This window comes from Streptomyces sp. NPDC004266 (genome assembly GCF_042874095.1).
Classification (GTDB): domain Bacteria; phylum Actinomycetota; class Actinomycetes; order Streptomycetales; family Streptomycetaceae; genus Streptomyces.
In genome coordinates this window covers 63117-75494 of the sequence record NZ_JBIAMM010000011.1, presented here as the reverse complement: position 1 = coordinate 75494, position 12378 = coordinate 63117, and the positions used below count along the sequence as shown (strand labels likewise).

At 72.2% G+C, this 12378-nt stretch carries 17 protein-coding genes; 12 read left to right on the top strand and 5 right to left on the bottom strand.

All coding sequences use genetic code 11. The features are described from left to right. Positions 1-9: 9 nt before the first annotated feature. Positions 10-498 carry an Lrp/AsnC family transcriptional regulator gene (locus tag ACFYUZ_RS25260; RefSeq protein ID WP_389312799.1) on the bottom strand — a complete coding sequence of 163 codons (489 nt, stop codon included), beginning with the start codon at positions 496-498 and terminating at the stop codon, positions 10-12. Between the two features lie 158 nt (positions 499-656). On the opposite strand from ACFYUZ_RS25260, the gene ACFYUZ_RS25255 reads away from it, so the two are divergent. Both ACFYUZ_RS25255 and ACFYUZ_RS25250 read left to right on the top strand, forming a co-directional pair. After that, entirely contained in the window at positions 657-1664 is a 1008-nt protein-coding gene (locus tag ACFYUZ_RS25255) for a DMT family transporter (RefSeq protein WP_389312798.1), read from the top strand. Then, positions 1657-2844, top strand: coding sequence for an aromatic amino acid transaminase (locus ACFYUZ_RS25250; protein WP_389312796.1), 1188 nt, complete (start codon positions 1657-1659; stop codon positions 2842-2844). Before ACFYUZ_RS25255 ends, ACFYUZ_RS25250 begins: the two co-directional genes overlap by 8 nt. 24 nt (positions 2845-2868) lie before the next feature. Here ACFYUZ_RS25250 and ACFYUZ_RS25245 read toward each other — a convergent pair whose 3' ends face one another. Together ACFYUZ_RS25245 and ACFYUZ_RS25240 are read right to left on the bottom strand one after the other, a co-directional pair. After that, positions 2869-3828 (bottom strand): sigma-70 family RNA polymerase sigma factor, encoded by a 960-nt coding sequence (locus ACFYUZ_RS25245; RefSeq protein WP_389312794.1) that lies wholly within the window; start codon positions 3826-3828, stop codon positions 2869-2871. Positions 3829-3846: 18 nt separating this feature from the next. Then, positions 3847-5046 (bottom strand): NAD(P)/FAD-dependent oxidoreductase, encoded by a 1200-nt coding sequence (locus ACFYUZ_RS25240; protein ID WP_389312792.1) that lies wholly within the window; start codon positions 5044-5046, stop codon positions 3847-3849. A gap of 320 nt (positions 5047-5366) precedes the next feature. Between ACFYUZ_RS25240 and ACFYUZ_RS25235 the strand changes: the two genes are divergently transcribed. Together ACFYUZ_RS25235 and ACFYUZ_RS25230 are read left to right on the top strand one after the other, a co-directional pair. Then, entirely contained in the window at positions 5367-5633 is a 267-nt protein-coding gene (locus ACFYUZ_RS25235; RefSeq protein WP_190155997.1) for a GlsB/YeaQ/YmgE family stress response membrane protein, read from the top strand. Positions 5634-5915: 282 nt separating this feature from the next. Continuing rightward, complete coding sequence (locus ACFYUZ_RS25230; protein WP_389312791.1) at positions 5916-6089, top strand: CsbD family protein; 174 nt, start codon at positions 5916-5918, stop codon at positions 6087-6089. Between the two features lie 94 nt (positions 6090-6183). On the opposite strand, the gene ACFYUZ_RS25225 is transcribed toward ACFYUZ_RS25230, so the two are convergent. Both ACFYUZ_RS25225 and ACFYUZ_RS25220 read right to left on the bottom strand, forming a co-directional pair. Then, a complete protein-coding gene (locus tag ACFYUZ_RS25225; RefSeq protein ID WP_389312789.1) occupies positions 6184-7299 on the bottom strand; it encodes an SRPBCC family protein in 1116 nt (371 codons plus the stop codon). Positions 7300-7303: 4 nt separating this feature from the next. Then, on the bottom strand, positions 7304-8284 hold the full coding sequence (locus ACFYUZ_RS25220) for a histone protein (RefSeq protein WP_389312787.1): 981 nt from the start codon (positions 8282-8284) through the stop codon (positions 7304-7306). Between the two features lie 201 nt (positions 8285-8485). Between ACFYUZ_RS25220 and gvpO the strand changes: the two genes are divergently transcribed. Genes gvpO through ACFYUZ_RS25180 form a run of 8 tightly spaced genes read left to right on the top strand, consistent with a single transcriptional unit; the run spans position 8486 to position 12377 of the window. Beyond that, positions 8486-8845: a gas vesicle protein GvpO gene (gvpO, locus tag ACFYUZ_RS25215; RefSeq protein ID WP_389312785.1), complete on the top strand. Its 360-nt coding sequence runs from the start codon at positions 8486-8488 to the stop codon at positions 8843-8845. A gap of 27 nt (positions 8846-8872) precedes the next feature. After that, entirely contained in the window at positions 8873-9331 is a 459-nt protein-coding gene (locus ACFYUZ_RS25210) for a gas vesicle structural protein GvpA (protein ID WP_389312783.1), read from the top strand. A gap of 2 nt (positions 9332-9333) precedes the next feature. Next, positions 9334-10047: a GvpL/GvpF family gas vesicle protein gene (locus ACFYUZ_RS25205; protein ID WP_389312781.1), complete on the top strand. Its 714-nt coding sequence runs from the start codon at positions 9334-9336 to the stop codon at positions 10045-10047. 46 nt (positions 10048-10093) lie between these two features. Continuing rightward, positions 10094-10342 (top strand): gas vesicle protein GvpG, encoded by a 249-nt coding sequence (locus ACFYUZ_RS25200; RefSeq protein ID WP_389313176.1) that lies wholly within the window; start codon positions 10094-10096, stop codon positions 10340-10342. Between the two features lie 51 nt (positions 10343-10393). Beyond that, positions 10394-10876 carry a gas vesicle protein gene (locus ACFYUZ_RS25195; protein ID WP_389312779.1) on the top strand — a complete coding sequence of 161 codons (483 nt, stop codon included), beginning with the start codon at positions 10394-10396 and terminating at the stop codon, positions 10874-10876. Continuing rightward, positions 10873-11772: a GvpL/GvpF family gas vesicle protein gene (locus ACFYUZ_RS25190; RefSeq protein ID WP_389312777.1), complete on the top strand. Its 900-nt coding sequence runs from the start codon at positions 10873-10875 to the stop codon at positions 11770-11772. Before ACFYUZ_RS25195 ends, ACFYUZ_RS25190 begins: the two co-directional genes overlap by 4 nt. Then, positions 11759-12001 (top strand): gas vesicle protein, encoded by a 243-nt coding sequence (locus ACFYUZ_RS25185; protein ID WP_389312775.1) that lies wholly within the window; start codon positions 11759-11761, stop codon positions 11999-12001. The genes ACFYUZ_RS25190 and ACFYUZ_RS25185 overlap by 14 nt, the downstream gene beginning before the upstream one ends. Continuing rightward, complete coding sequence (locus ACFYUZ_RS25180) at positions 11991-12377, top strand: gas vesicle protein K (RefSeq protein ID WP_389312773.1); 387 nt, start codon at positions 11991-11993, stop codon at positions 12375-12377. The genes ACFYUZ_RS25185 and ACFYUZ_RS25180 overlap by 11 nt, the downstream gene beginning before the upstream one ends. Position 12378 lies beyond the last annotated feature (1 nt).

The following is a 12378-nucleotide window of genomic DNA, read 5'->3' as shown; positions in this document are numbered from 1 at the left end:
CGACATGGATCACCGCGCCTCGATGCCCCGTTTCGACGGGGCGCCCGGACGCGGATAGACCCTGGACTGCTTGACGCTGCCGAAGGCGAAGCTCGACTCGATCGACGCGATGCCCGGGATGGCGTGGATCCGGGTGCGGACGAGCGCCTCGTACGCCTCCAGGCTCTCGATCACCACCCTGAGCAGGTAGTCGCTGCTGCCGGCCATCAGATAGCAGTCCTGGATGTGGTCGATGAGGCCGACGTGCTGCTCGAACACGTTCACCGCCTCGGCCGTGTGCCGCTCCAGGCGGATCCGTACGAAGACGGTGATCGGCAGCCCGAAGGCGACCTGGTCGACGGTGGCCGTGTAGCCGCCGATCAGCCCCGACTCCTCCAGCCGGCGCACCCGGCGCAGACAGGGGGAGGGGGACAGCCTGATCCGGTCGGCGAGGTCCTGGTTCGACAGGCGGCCGTCCGACTGCAGCTCATGGACGATCTGGAAGTCCACGGCGTCCATCGACTCTCCTTTACGGAACTTGGCAGATTCTGCCCCCACGCTATGCCTGAGGGGCATAACTGGCAATCGCCTGCCCCGCCCGAAGCCCTAGCGTTGCTTCCTGGGGGTGAGCCGGGCATCGGCTCCGCCCGCACGGCTTCGAGAGGGAGGAACGGCCGGTGGCCGCAACACGAACGGTGGGGGCGACGACGGAGGAGGCGCGGGACACGCGCACTCCGCCCCACGGGCACGACGAGGGGCCCCGTACCGGCCGGCTCCAAGGACCCTCCCCACAGGCCGTGGGCATGCTCGCCCTGCTCCTCACCGTGGCGATCTGGGCCGCCTTCGCGCTCAGCGCCCGCGCCCTGAGCGCCTCCACGCTGCTGCCCGCGGACGCCGCGCTGCTGCGCTTCGGCGTGCCCCTGGTGGTCCTGGCGCCCGCCCTGTGGCGGCGCAGGCGCCGACTGGCCGCCGTCCGGCTCGCCCCCGCGGCCAAGATCGTCTGTGGGGCGGGGGTCCCGTTCTTCCTCGCCGCCATGTACGGCGGCTCGCTGACCTCCGCCGCGTTCGTCGGGGCGATCGTGCCCGGCATGGTCCCGCTGTTCGTCTCCGCCCTCATGGTCGCGGGCGGCAAGAGCGCCCCGCGCGGCACCCAGGCGGCCGGCCTCGCCCTCATCGTGGCCGGCGTCGTGGCCCTGGTCTGGCGTCACACCGCGGCCCTCGACGCGGACGTCCTGCTCGGGACGGGCACGCTGCTCGTCGCCAGCGGCCTGTGGGCCCTCTACACCGTGGGCCTGCGCGAGGTGGACCTCGACCCGATCGGGTCCATCGGCCTGCTCTGCCTGCCCTCCTTCGCCGTCATCGCGCTGCTGGCGCTGACCGGCGTCCTGCCCACCGGCCTCGCCCACGCGGCCGGCGGCGACATCGCGCTCTTCCTCGTCGTCCAGGGCCTGGGCGTCGGCCTCTGCGCCGGGCTGATGTACGCGTTCGCCATCCGCAGGCTCGGCCCGGAGCGCAGCTCCGTCGTCGGCAGCCTCAGCCCGGTCGCCGTCGTCCTGCTCGCCATGCCCCTCCTCGACGAGTCGCCGACCCTGCCCGTCGCGGTCGGCGTCCCCCTCATCACCCTCGGCGTCGCGCTCGCCAACGGCCGCCGACGCCCCCGAACCGAGGTCTCCGCCGATGCTTGAGCTCCTCCCCGCCCCGCCCGCCGACCCGCTCTGGGACCTGACCGCCGAGTACGCCGCCGACCCGCGACCCGAGCGACTCGACCTCGTCCTCGGCGTCTACCGCGACCACACCGGGGTCACCCCCGTCATGGCGGCGGTCAAGGAGGCCGAGATGCGCCTGGCGGAACGCTCCGGCTCCAAGGAGTACCTCGGCCTGTCGGGCAACACCGCCTTCAACCGGGCCATGCTCACCACCGTCCTCGGCACCGAGGCCCTCATCGCGCGGGCGACGGCCGTCCAGACCGTGGCCGGAACCGGCGCCCTGCGCCTCCTCGCCGACCTCGTGCGGCAGACGCGCCCCGGCACCACCGTGTGGATCAGCGACCCCGCGTACGTCAACCACCGCCCCATCCTCGAAGGCGCGGGCCTCACCGTCCGCACCTACCGGTGGCTCGACGCCACGGGACTCCTCGAGGACCTTCGCGGGGCGGGACCCGGCGACGTGGTCCTGCTGCAGGGCTGCTGCCACAACCCCACCGGGGTGGATCCCTCCCCCGAGACCTGGGAGGAGCTCGCCGGCCTCGCCGCGACGAACGGCTGGGTCCCCTTCGTCGACCTCGCCTACCACGGCCTCGGCGACGGCCTCGACGCCGACCTGCGGCCCACCCGGATGCTGGCCGAACGCCTCCCGGAGGTGCTGATCGCCGTCAGCTGCTCCAAGAACTTCGGCCTCTACAGCGACCGCACCGGCTGCGCCGTCGTCGTCGGCTCCTCGGCGCGGGCGCTCCGGCACGTGGAGACCGCCCTCCAGAACGCCGCCCGCACCCTCTACTCCATGCCGCCCGACCACGGCGCCGCCGTGGTCGCCACCGTCCTGGAGGACGAGCGGCTGAAGGCCGCCTGGCTCGCCGAACTCGACGCGATGCGCCACCGCATCACGGCCAACCGGACGGACCTCGTCGCCCACCTGGGCGCCCTCGGCCACGAGGAGGCGGCGAGGGCCCTCGGGCGCCAGAAGGGCATGTTCTCGATGCTGCCCCTCACCCCCGAGGGGATGCTCCGGATGCGCCGCCGGTCCGGCATCTACGGCACGACCGCGGGCCGCGTCAACATCGCGGGCGTGCCCGCGCACCGGATCCCGTTCCTGGCCCGAGGCATCGCCGACGCCCTGCGGGCCCCGGCCGCCACCGGGACCGTCTGACGTTCCACGGGGCGGCGGGGCCGGTCACCACCGGGCGAGGAGCGGCGCGTCCGGTGCGCGCCGCCCCCAGGCCTCGCCGAGGCGGGCGAGACGGGCGGGCGCGGCGATGCCGCGCACGGTCGCGATCCTGCCGCCGACGACGTCGAAGGTGACGCAGCCGATCACCCGGTCGCCGAGGACGAAGAGCAGGGCGGGAGCACCGTTGACGAGCGCGTGGTGGACGGAGGGGGTACCGCCCGCGAGCCGCCGCTTCGCGGGAGTGGGTCTGAAGCCGGCCCGTGCGACGGCGGCGACGCGCCGCGGGGTGTCGTACCGCAGCAGCCTCTCGGTCAGGCCCGCGCCGTCGGAGACCGCGGTCACGTCGTCGGTGAGCAGCGCGACGAGGCGTTCGGTGCGGCCCGAGGAGGCGGCGTCGAGGAACTCCTCGACGATCCTGCGCGCCGACGCCGGGTCGACCTCGTCGGCGCCGCCGCGGCGGCGCGCGGCGGTGATCCGGCTCCGGGCCCGGTGCAGGTGCTGCTGGCTCGCGGACTCGGTGACGTCCAGGATCCCGGCGATCTCGGCGTGGCTGTACGAGAACGCCTCACGCAGGAGGTAGACCGCCCGCTCCAGGGGCGACAGGCGCTCCATGAGCGTCAGCACGGCGAGGGACACCGATTCGCGCTGCTCGAAGGTGTCGGCCGGGCCGAGCATCGGGTCGCCGTCGAGGAGCGGTTCGGGCAGCCAGGCGCCGACGGCCCGTTCGCGACGGGCCCGTGCCGAGCGGAGCCGGTCCAGGCACAGGTGCGTGACGACCTTGGTCAACCACGCCTCCGGCACCTGGATCCGCCGCCGGTCGGCGGCCTGCCAGTGCAGGAACGCGTCCTGCACGACGTCCTCCGCGTCGGCGGCGGAGCCGAGGAGCCGGTACGCCAGCGAGGCCAGTCGCGCGCGGCCGGCCTCGAAGCGGCCGGTGTCGAAGCGGTCCGTGGCGGTGCTGTCCATGGAGACCGTCCCGGGCGGCTACGCGAACGCCTTCTCGCCGGACGGGTCCGGCGCGGCGACGAGGCGGTGCCTGCGCCTGGGCAGGCCGAAGGTCGGGTGCGAGGTGGTCCAGAGGGACATCCCGAGGACGCCCGCCTTGAACCGCGCGGCCTTCCGACCGCCCAGGTACCCCGGCTTCGCCAGCCCCTCGTCGTCGACCAGCTGCAGGATCCCGTCCCGGCGCCCGAGGCTGATGTGGTTGCCCGCGTACTCCAGCTTCGTGTGCGCGACCCTGCGGCCCGTCAGGCGTCCCATGATCGCGGCCGTGGCCTGCATGGCGGTGAAGCCCGCCGAGGCGCAGGACATCGGCAGCGGCCGGCCGTTGTCGCCGACGGCGTGGGCGCCGTCACCGACGGCGTGGACGTCCGGGTGCGAGACCGACCGCATGGCGCGGTCGACGACGATCCGGCCGTCCCCGGTGACCTCGAGCCCGCCGGCGGCCGCGAGGGGGCCGACCGCGAATCCGGCCGTCCACACGGTCGCGTCGGACGCCAGGACGGCGCCGTCGGCGCACAGCGCCCGCGTGGCCTCGACGGCTTCGACCTCGGCGTGCTCCAGGACGGTGACGCCGAGCCGGTCGCAGGCCCGGCGCAGGTGGTCGCGGGCTCCGGCGGAGAGCCGGGCGCCCAGCTCGCCGCGGGCGACCAGCGTGACCGACAGGCCGGGGCGGGACTCGGCGATCTCGGTGGCCGTCTCGATGCCGGTCAGCCCGTCGCCGACGACCAGGACGTTCCCGCCCTCCTCCCGCCCGCACAGGCCGTCCAGGCGTGCGCGCAGCCGCAGCGCCGAGGGCCGTGAACCGACGTCGAAGGCGTGTTCGGCCACGCCGGGGACGCGGTGGTCGTCGCCGTGGCTGCCGAGCGCGTGGACGAGCGTGTCGTAGCCGAGCTCGCCGCCGCCGTCGGCGTCGGCCACGGTGACGGCCCGGCGGTCGGGGTCGATCGCGGTGACCCGGGCCACGCGCAGCCGTACCCCGGTCCCCGCGAAGACGTCGGCGAGCTTCGGCGCCGCGATCTCCTGTCCGGCCGCGAGCTGGTGCAGCCGCAGCCGCTGGACGAACTCCGGCACGGCGTTGACCACGGTGATCTCGGTGTCCGCGGGGGACAGCCGCCGTGCCAGGTTCCCGGCCGCGTAGGCCCCGGCGTACCCGGCTCCGAGGACGACGATGCGGTGCTTCATGTGATGCTCCCGTCGGTTCGCTTGCTTCCGTGACTTGAGCGGAACAGCGCGCCGATTCCTGACAGGAATCCTCTGTGACCTGGGTCACATTTCTCGCCCCGGCGTCCGGCGCCATGGCCCTCCTCGGGAGCGGCACCCGCGCGGCCCGACCGAGGGACGTCCCGCCAGGGGGCCGGGCCGGCCCCGCTCCGGCCGGAGGCCGCCGCCACCTGGGGTTTCGGTACTCGTCGACGCTTCAGATTTATGTGGCTTCCATGTTTGGCATCGGCTGGGCTGCGCAGACGGATTACAGAAGATTGGTGCCCTGACAAAGGAACCCCATGGGAATCATCGGCTGGATTCTGCTGGGTCTGCTCGCCGGAATCATCGCGAAAGCCTTGATGCCGGGCAGGGACCCCGGCGGCTGCATCGTGACGATACTGATCGGAATCGCCGGCGCCCTTCTGGGAGGGTGGCTCGGAAAGGTCATTTTCGGTGTCGACTCCATCGACGGCTTCTTCGAGCTCTCCACCTGGATCGCCGCCATCGTCGGATCCGTCATCCTCCTGCTCCTCTACCGGCTGGTGGCCGGCAGACGACACTCCTGAGGACCGCCGTGGGCCGGAAGTGGCATCGCCGGACGTGGGGCCGTCGCCGCGGGCTCGCCCACTGGACGCCCCACGCCGTGGCGTGCCGCGGCGCCGTGCGGGCGTCGTGGTGGGGGATGCGGATGACGGCTCGTGGCGGGCGGTGGATGGCCGGCCGAATGGTGCGCACCACGTTGTGGGCCCTGCTGCCGAGACGGCTGCGGCTGGAGGCGTGGTCGCCCCTGGGGGCGTCCTGAGTCGGGGAGGTCGGGGAAGACGACAAGATGTCGGAGGTGAACGGAAATGGCCACTGGCAAGAAGGCCAAGAACGTCGGCAAGGGAATGAAGGGCAAGGTGAAGGAGGCCACCGGCAAGGCCGTCGGCAACGAGAGCATGGAGATGAAGGGCAGGGCCGAACAGGCGGCCGCGGACGCCAAGCAGGCAGGGCAGAAGGCCAAGGACACGATGAAGCACTGAATGCCCGGCCGAGGCGTCGACGAAGGAGGCTGCCGTCCTCGAAGGACGGCAGCCTCCTTTCTTGTTCTTTTCTCGCCTAGCGCCTCGTCTCGCCTCAGCGCCTCGTCCGACTGCCGGAGCGATCCTCTTCCTCGTCCCAGTCCCCCTCGTCCTCGTACTCGCCCTCTCCTTCGTCCTCGTCCTCGTACTCGTCTTCCCCTTCGTCCTCGCCGTCGTTCCCCGCTTCCTCGTCGCCCTCCTCCTCGTCGTCGTACTCCTCGTCCTCGTACTCCTCCGGCTGGTCCTGAGAGGACTCCTCCTCGTCCTGCTCCTGGTCCTCGTCCTGGTCCTGGTCCTCGTCCTGGTCCTGCTCCTGGTCCTGGTCCTGGTCCTGGTCCTGCAAGGCTTCCTCCTCCTCGACGACCTCCTCGTGGCTGCGCACCACCTCGCCGTCGCGGATCTCGCCCCGCCAGCCGTCCGGCTCATCCTGGGAGAGGGTCACGTGACGGGCGAAGTGCTTGAGATCCAGGCGCAGCCGCCTCCCCTGGGCGCGCCAGATGTTGCCCGTCTTCTCGAAGAGGCCGGAGGGGTAGTACTCGACGATCACGAGCACACGGGTGAGGGCCGGAGCCAGTTCGTGGAAGCTGACACATCCCCGTGTGGTGCCCTTGGGGCCGTCGGAGCTCCACATGATGCGTTCGTCCGGTACCTGCTCCTGGACGCTGGCCTTCCAGCTGCGCGTGGAGGGACCCACCTTGACCTTCCAGTCGGAGGTGGTGTCGTCGCCCTGGGAGACACTGCGCACGCCCTTGGCGAACGTGCTGAAGTCCTCGTACTGCGTCCACTGGTCGTACGCGGTGCGCAGCGGGACGCCGATGTCGATCGACTCGCAGATGTGCGTCGGCTTGGATCCGCTCTTGCGGGACCTGCCTCCCTTCTTGCCGAGCAGTCCGCCGCCGATGTCCTTGACCTTGTCCTTGACGCTGTCGAAGGTGGTGCCCGCGACGGCCTTCAGGGGCGAGTCGCCCTTGAGGAGACGGCCTCCGAGACCGGCGAGGGATCCCCCGTTCTCCGCCACCTCGGAGAGCTGGCCGGTGAGGTCCTCCACTTTGTCCACGGCCTTGTCGGCCAGGCGGTCCGCCTGCGCCCGCAGGTATTCGCCGACTTCGTCGAACAGCTGGTCCATGGGGGAGGAGGAGTTCGACGCCGAGCGTTCACGATCGCTGGCCATGGCGCTACCTCCGCGTAGACGGCTTGCGCGCCGTCGTCTTCTTCGCCGCCGTGGTCTTCCCGGCGTTGCCGCCCGCCGGCTTGCGCGCGGTGGTCTTCTTCGCCGGGGTCTTCTTTGCCGCCGCCTTCTTGGCGGGGGGCCGGGACGACGTGGTCTTCTTCGCCGCGGTGCGGCTTCCGGAGGAGGCGGTCTTCTTCGCCGGCGCCTTCTTCGCCGTGCCGCCTCCGCGCGAAGCCGTGGTCTTCTTCGCCGGCGCGCTCTTCTTGGCGGTGCCCCGGCTCCCGGCCGACGCGGTCTTCTTCGCCGCTGTCTTCCTGGCGGTCGCCGGCTCCGGCTTCTTCGCGGTGCTCTTGCGGGGCGCCGAGCGGCGGGCGGGGGAGCCGCGGCCCGTCGTGGACGTCCGTGAGCTCTCGCGGCGAGACCGCTCAGGGGGTGTCTCGTCCTCCTCCTCCTCCTCGTCCTCGGGCTCCCGGTCCTCCTCGTCCTCTTCCTCCGGCTCCTCCTCCTCGTCGTAGGGTTCCTCTTCCTCTTCCTCTTCCTCCTCCTCGCCCCGTGCCTCGTCCGGGCCCGCCTCCTCGTCCTCCTCGTAGGGCTCCTCGTCGAGTTCCTCGTCCTCGTCCTCGTACGGCTCCTCCTCGTACGCCTCGTCCTCCTCGTCGGACTCCTCGCCGCGACGACCGAGGTCGAGCGTGCGCTGGTGGATGGAGTCGGCGAGGCCGGAGAGCTGACGGTTGGCGGCTGCGGTGAGGGCCTTGCGGCCTGCTTGGAGCGCTTCGCCCCGGAGCTGCTGGCCGAGCTCGGCGGTCTGGGGCATCTCCCCGATTTTCCGCAGCCCCTGTGCCACGAGCTGCCCGGGCTGGAGATCGAGTTTGCGGCCCGCGATGTAGGTCGCGAGCGACAGGGCCATGCGGCCCTTCTTCGCCCGCCCCAGTATGTAGCCTCCCGCAACGGCGGCTGCCAGGGCGATCTTGGTCGTGTCCTCCATCAGCCTCGTCCTTCCCAGGTGATGGGTGGCCGACGTCAGGTGACGGCCGGCCCCGACGCTCGGGGCCTCATCTGGTGGGTGCTCGACACCGCGCCGGATATGCGGGGGTATGCGAAGAAAATTCTCTTGAGGTGGAATGGGGGTGGAGGCCCCGGGGGAGACGCGTGGGGCGAAGGGAAGTCCGATTCACGAAGGAATCAGATGACCACACCGGACCCAGAACGTCGGCGACGCCGTCCCGCACGGGACGACGACACGCCGCGGTCCACCAGGCCCGCGCGCAAGGCGGCCTCCCGCAGGCAGGGCGCGGCGGCGGCGCTGCGGGCCGCGGCCGAGCAGCTCTCGGAACTGCTCGGCAGGCCCCCGGAGTCGGTGACCTCCCTGAAGCCCACGGACGAGGGCTGGGAGGCGGTGGTGGAGGTGGTCGAGCTCGAACGCGTCCCGGAGACCACCAGCGTCATGGGCAGCTACCGGGTCGAGCTGGACGCGTCCGGCGAGCTGATCTCCTACGAACGCACCCGGCGGTACAGCCGGGGCATGATCGACCGGCCCGGCCGCTGAGGCGGCCGGACCGCGAAGGGAAACGTCATGACGGTGATGCCGCAGGGAGCGAGCGGAAGTCCCGGTCGCGGTGGCCAAGGCGGTACGGGCAGCCTCTACGACGTCCTGGAGCTCATCCTCGACCGCGGGCTGGTCATCGACGCGTTCGTACGCGTCTCCCTGGTCGGAATCGAGATCCTCAAGATCGACGTCCGGGTGGTCGTGGCCAGTGTCGACACGTACCTCCGCTTCGCGGAGGCGTGCAACCGCCTCGACCTGGAATCCGGCCGCAAGGCGCCCACGCAGCTTCCGGACATGATGGACAAGATGGTCGAGGGCGGTAGCCGGGGCAAGGCCAAGGGCGCCCTCAGCGGCGCGATGGAGGCCGTCACCCAGTCGCTGTCCGGCCGGGGGGACGAGGACGAGGACGACGAGGAGCAGGAGGAGCAGGAGGCTCCTCGACGCCGGAAGCCGGCGCGGCGGACGGCGCGGCGCGAGAGGGAATGACTATGGCCGTCTACGTCTACGCGGTGACCACGCGCGAGCACCCCTGCCGGGTCGAGGGAATGACGGGGGTGGGCTCCGAGGGAGCGACGGTGCGGGTCCTGTCCACGGACGGGCTGCGCGCCGTGGTGAGCGACATCGAGGGAGAGATCCGTCCGAAGCGACGGGACGTGGCCGCCCACCAGGCGGTCCAGGAGCGGTTGATGGAGGACGGCACCCCGCTGCCGTTGCGGTTCGGCTACACCGCCCCCGACGAGGACGCCGTCGTGCGGGCGCTCGAAGAGAAGGAGGACTTCTACAGTGCGGCGCTGGAGCGCGTCGCCGATTGCGCCGAGTACCACGTGAGGGCCTCCCGGGCGGAGGACCTCCTGCTCCGGGAGATCCTCGAGGACCTGCCCGAGGCGCGTCAGCTCAACGACGCGATCCGCCAGGGCTCCGAGGACCCCCGGCTGCCCGTGGAGCTGGGGCGCATGGTCGCCGAAGAGGTCGAACAGCGCCGTGCGAACGCGGCCGAGGCGCTGCTCTCCTCCCTGGCGCCGCTGGGGCGGGAGTACGTCGTCCACCCCGTCGGCGGCGACGACTTCCTCGCCCTGTCCCTGCTCGTGCGGCGGGACGACGAAGGGGCTCTGAAGGCCCTCGACGAGCGCACGGGGAACCGCGGCGACGGCGTCGAGGTCCGGCTGACCGGGCCGCTGCCCCCCTACAGCTTCATGTCGTAGGGCACGTCGGCGCCCGGGCGGAGGAAGCGAGGGAGAAGTGAGCGCGATGGGACTGCTGGGGAAACTCGTCACCTTGCCGCTGGCCCCGGTCCGCGGGGCGGTGTGGGTCGCCCAGCGCGTCGCGGAGGAGGCGGAGGCCGAGTACTACGACCCGGCACCGGTCATGGCCCGGCTCGCCGAACTGGAACGGCGGCTGCTGGCGGGCGAGATCGACGAGGAGACCTTCGAGCACGAGGAGGACCTCCTGATCGACCGCCTCCAGGAGATCGAGAGGTACCGCAGGGGCGGCCCCTGACCGGACGACCCCGAATCGAGCTCGACGGCAGACAGTGGGAGGCGAACCTTCGTGACCGACCCCCTCGCCCGCAGGTTCGGCGCCGATCGACCGATGGCCGGCTATCCGCCGAGCTCCTCGGGCAGTCTCGCCGACATCCTTGAGCGGGTCCTGGACAAGGGCATCGTCATCGCCGGCGACATCCGCATCAACCTGCTCGACATCGAACTCCTCACCATCAAACTGCGCATCCTGATCGCCTCCGTGGACAAGGCCAAGGAGATGGGCATCGACTGGTGGGAGTACGATCCGTCCCTCTCCTCCCGCCACGATCCGTCCCGCCGCGACTCCTCCCGCCTGGACGCCTCCCCCCAGGACGACGCCGCCTCGCTCGCCGCCGAGAACCGGCGCCTGCGGGAGGAGATCGCGCGACTGCGCCGCGACGGGCTCACGACCGGCTCCGAACCGGCCCCCGACGCGGTCGGCACCGAGGAGGGGACCGAGGACGAGGCCCCGCCGGCCCGCCGTGCGACGAAGCGGAGGACCGGGACATGAACGGACCCGCCAAGGAGACGCTCACCTACGTCTACGCCGTCACACCCCCGACGCCCGCCCTGGACGACGTCCTGCCCACCCTGACCGGGGTGGCCGGCAGCCGGGTCACCCTCCTCGCCCCCGTCCCCGACGGCACCGGGCCCGTCGCCTTCGCCGTCAGCGACGTCCCCCGCGCCGACTTCGAGGAAGCGGTGCTCCCCGCCCGCTTCGAGGACCTGCGCTGGCTGGAGGAGACCGCGCGCGCCCACCACCGGGTCATCGAGACCCTCGCCGCCCGCACCACCGTCCTGCCCCTGCGCATGGCCACCCTCTACCAGGACCACACCCGCGCCATGCGGGCCCTGCAGAGCCAGAGCCAGGAGTTCGCCACCCAGCTGGCCCGGCTCGCCGCCCACACCGAGTACGGCGTCAAGATCTACGTACGCCCCGCCGCCGCCCCGGACAGCGCGGAGACGGCGCCCTCCGGCAGCCCCGGCAAGGCCTACCTCCAGGCCCGCCGAGCCCAGCGCGACGCCCACGAGGACCACTACCGGCAGGCCAGGACCGCGGCCGACCGGATAGCCGAGATCGCCCGGCGGTACGCGGCCGACCACGTCGCCCATCCACCGCAGAGCGGCCCGCTGACCGCCGCCTCGGCCGGGGAGAACGTGGTCAACGGCGCCTTCCTGGTGCCCGACGCCGAAGCCGACGCCTTCCGCAGGGCGGTCCAGGCCACGGCGGAGGACCTCCCCGGAATCCTGCTGGAAATGACCGGTCCCTGGGCCCCGTACTCGTTCACCGCCCTTCTCCCGACCCCTGAAGCCCTGGCCTCCGAAGCTCCGATCCCCGAAGCCCCGGACGCCGAAGCCCCGCCCCTTGAGCCCCCGCCGCCCGGTCCCGGTCATGAGCCCCGCTGACCGCCACGACCCCGCCCTGCCGGGCCGACAGGTCGCGCTCGTCGACCTCCTCGACCGGCTGCTCGCCGGAGGCGTCGTCATCACCGGCGACATCGTCCTGTCCATCGCGGACATCGACCTCGTGCGGATCTCCCTCCGCGCCCTCGTCAGCTCCGTCAGCGAATCGGTCGGCGACCTCGCAGCCCCGCGCCCGGCAGGGCGGGTCGGGGGTGAGCTCGATGGGCCGTGAGACCCCCGACGTGCGGGCCGTCGGCGAGGCGATGGCCGACGCCGTACGGCTCCTGCCCGCCCCGCCGGCCGACGCCGGCACTACCCGGCAGCCGCCCGCGCGGCGGATCCGCACCGGCTCGGACACGGTCGAGGAGGACCTGGTCAAGCTGGTCCTGACCGTGGTCGAGCTCCTCCGTCAGCTCATCGAGCGCCAGGCCTTGCGCCGTGTCGACGCAGGCGGCCTCACCGAGGGCCAGGAAGAGGAACTCGGCGCGACCCTGCTGGCCCTCCACGACCGCATGACCGAGCTGTGCGCCCAGCACGGCTTCAGCCTGGAGGACCTCAATCTGGACCTGGGCCCTCTCGGCCCCCTGCTCCCGCCCCCCGAGTCCTGAG

Excerpts from the sequence above, each read along its gene's own strand:
- gvpO (WP_389312785.1), top strand. The coding sequence starts at position 8,486 with ATGACCACACCGGACCCAGAACGTCGGCGACGCCGTCCCGCACGGGAC.
- ACFYUZ_RS25210 (WP_389312783.1), top strand. The coding sequence starts at position 8,873 with ATGACGGTGATGCCGCAGGGAGCGAGCGGAAGTCCCGGTCGCGGTGGC.
- ACFYUZ_RS25190 (WP_389312777.1), top strand. The coding sequence starts at position 10,873 with ATGAACGGACCCGCCAAGGAGACGCTCACCTACGTCTACGCCGTCACA.
- ACFYUZ_RS25230 (WP_389312791.1), top strand. The coding sequence starts at position 5,916 with ATGGCCACTGGCAAGAAGGCCAAGAACGTCGGCAAGGGAATGAAGGGC.
- ACFYUZ_RS25225 (WP_389312789.1), bottom strand. The coding sequence starts at position 7,299 with ATGGCCAGCGATCGTGAACGCTCGGCGTCGAACTCCTCCTCCCCCATG.
- ACFYUZ_RS25235 (WP_190155997.1), top strand. The coding sequence starts at position 5,367 with ATGGGAATCATCGGCTGGATTCTGCTGGGTCTGCTCGCCGGAATCATC.
- ACFYUZ_RS25245 (WP_389312794.1), bottom strand. The coding sequence starts at position 3,828 with ATGGACAGCACCGCCACGGACCGCTTCGACACCGGCCGCTTCGAGGCC.
- ACFYUZ_RS25220 (WP_389312787.1), bottom strand. The coding sequence starts at position 8,284 with ATGGAGGACACGACCAAGATCGCCCTGGCAGCCGCCGTTGCGGGAGGC.
- ACFYUZ_RS25260 (WP_389312799.1), bottom strand. The coding sequence starts at position 498 with ATGGACGCCGTGGACTTCCAGATCGTCCATGAGCTGCAGTCGGACGGC.
- ACFYUZ_RS25240 (WP_389312792.1), bottom strand. The coding sequence starts at position 5,046 with ATGAAGCACCGCATCGTCGTCCTCGGAGCCGGGTACGCCGGGGCCTAC.
- ACFYUZ_RS25250 (WP_389312796.1), top strand. The coding sequence starts at position 1,657 with ATGCTTGAGCTCCTCCCCGCCCCGCCCGCCGACCCGCTCTGGGACCTG.
- ACFYUZ_RS25180 (WP_389312773.1), top strand. The coding sequence starts at position 11,991 with ATGGGCCGTGAGACCCCCGACGTGCGGGCCGTCGGCGAGGCGATGGCC.
- ACFYUZ_RS25200 (WP_389313176.1), top strand. The coding sequence starts at position 10,094 with ATGGGACTGCTGGGGAAACTCGTCACCTTGCCGCTGGCCCCGGTCCGC.
- ACFYUZ_RS25185 (WP_389312775.1), top strand. The coding sequence starts at position 11,759 with ATGAGCCCCGCTGACCGCCACGACCCCGCCCTGCCGGGCCGACAGGTC.
- ACFYUZ_RS25205 (WP_389312781.1), top strand. The coding sequence starts at position 9,334 with ATGGCCGTCTACGTCTACGCGGTGACCACGCGCGAGCACCCCTGCCGG.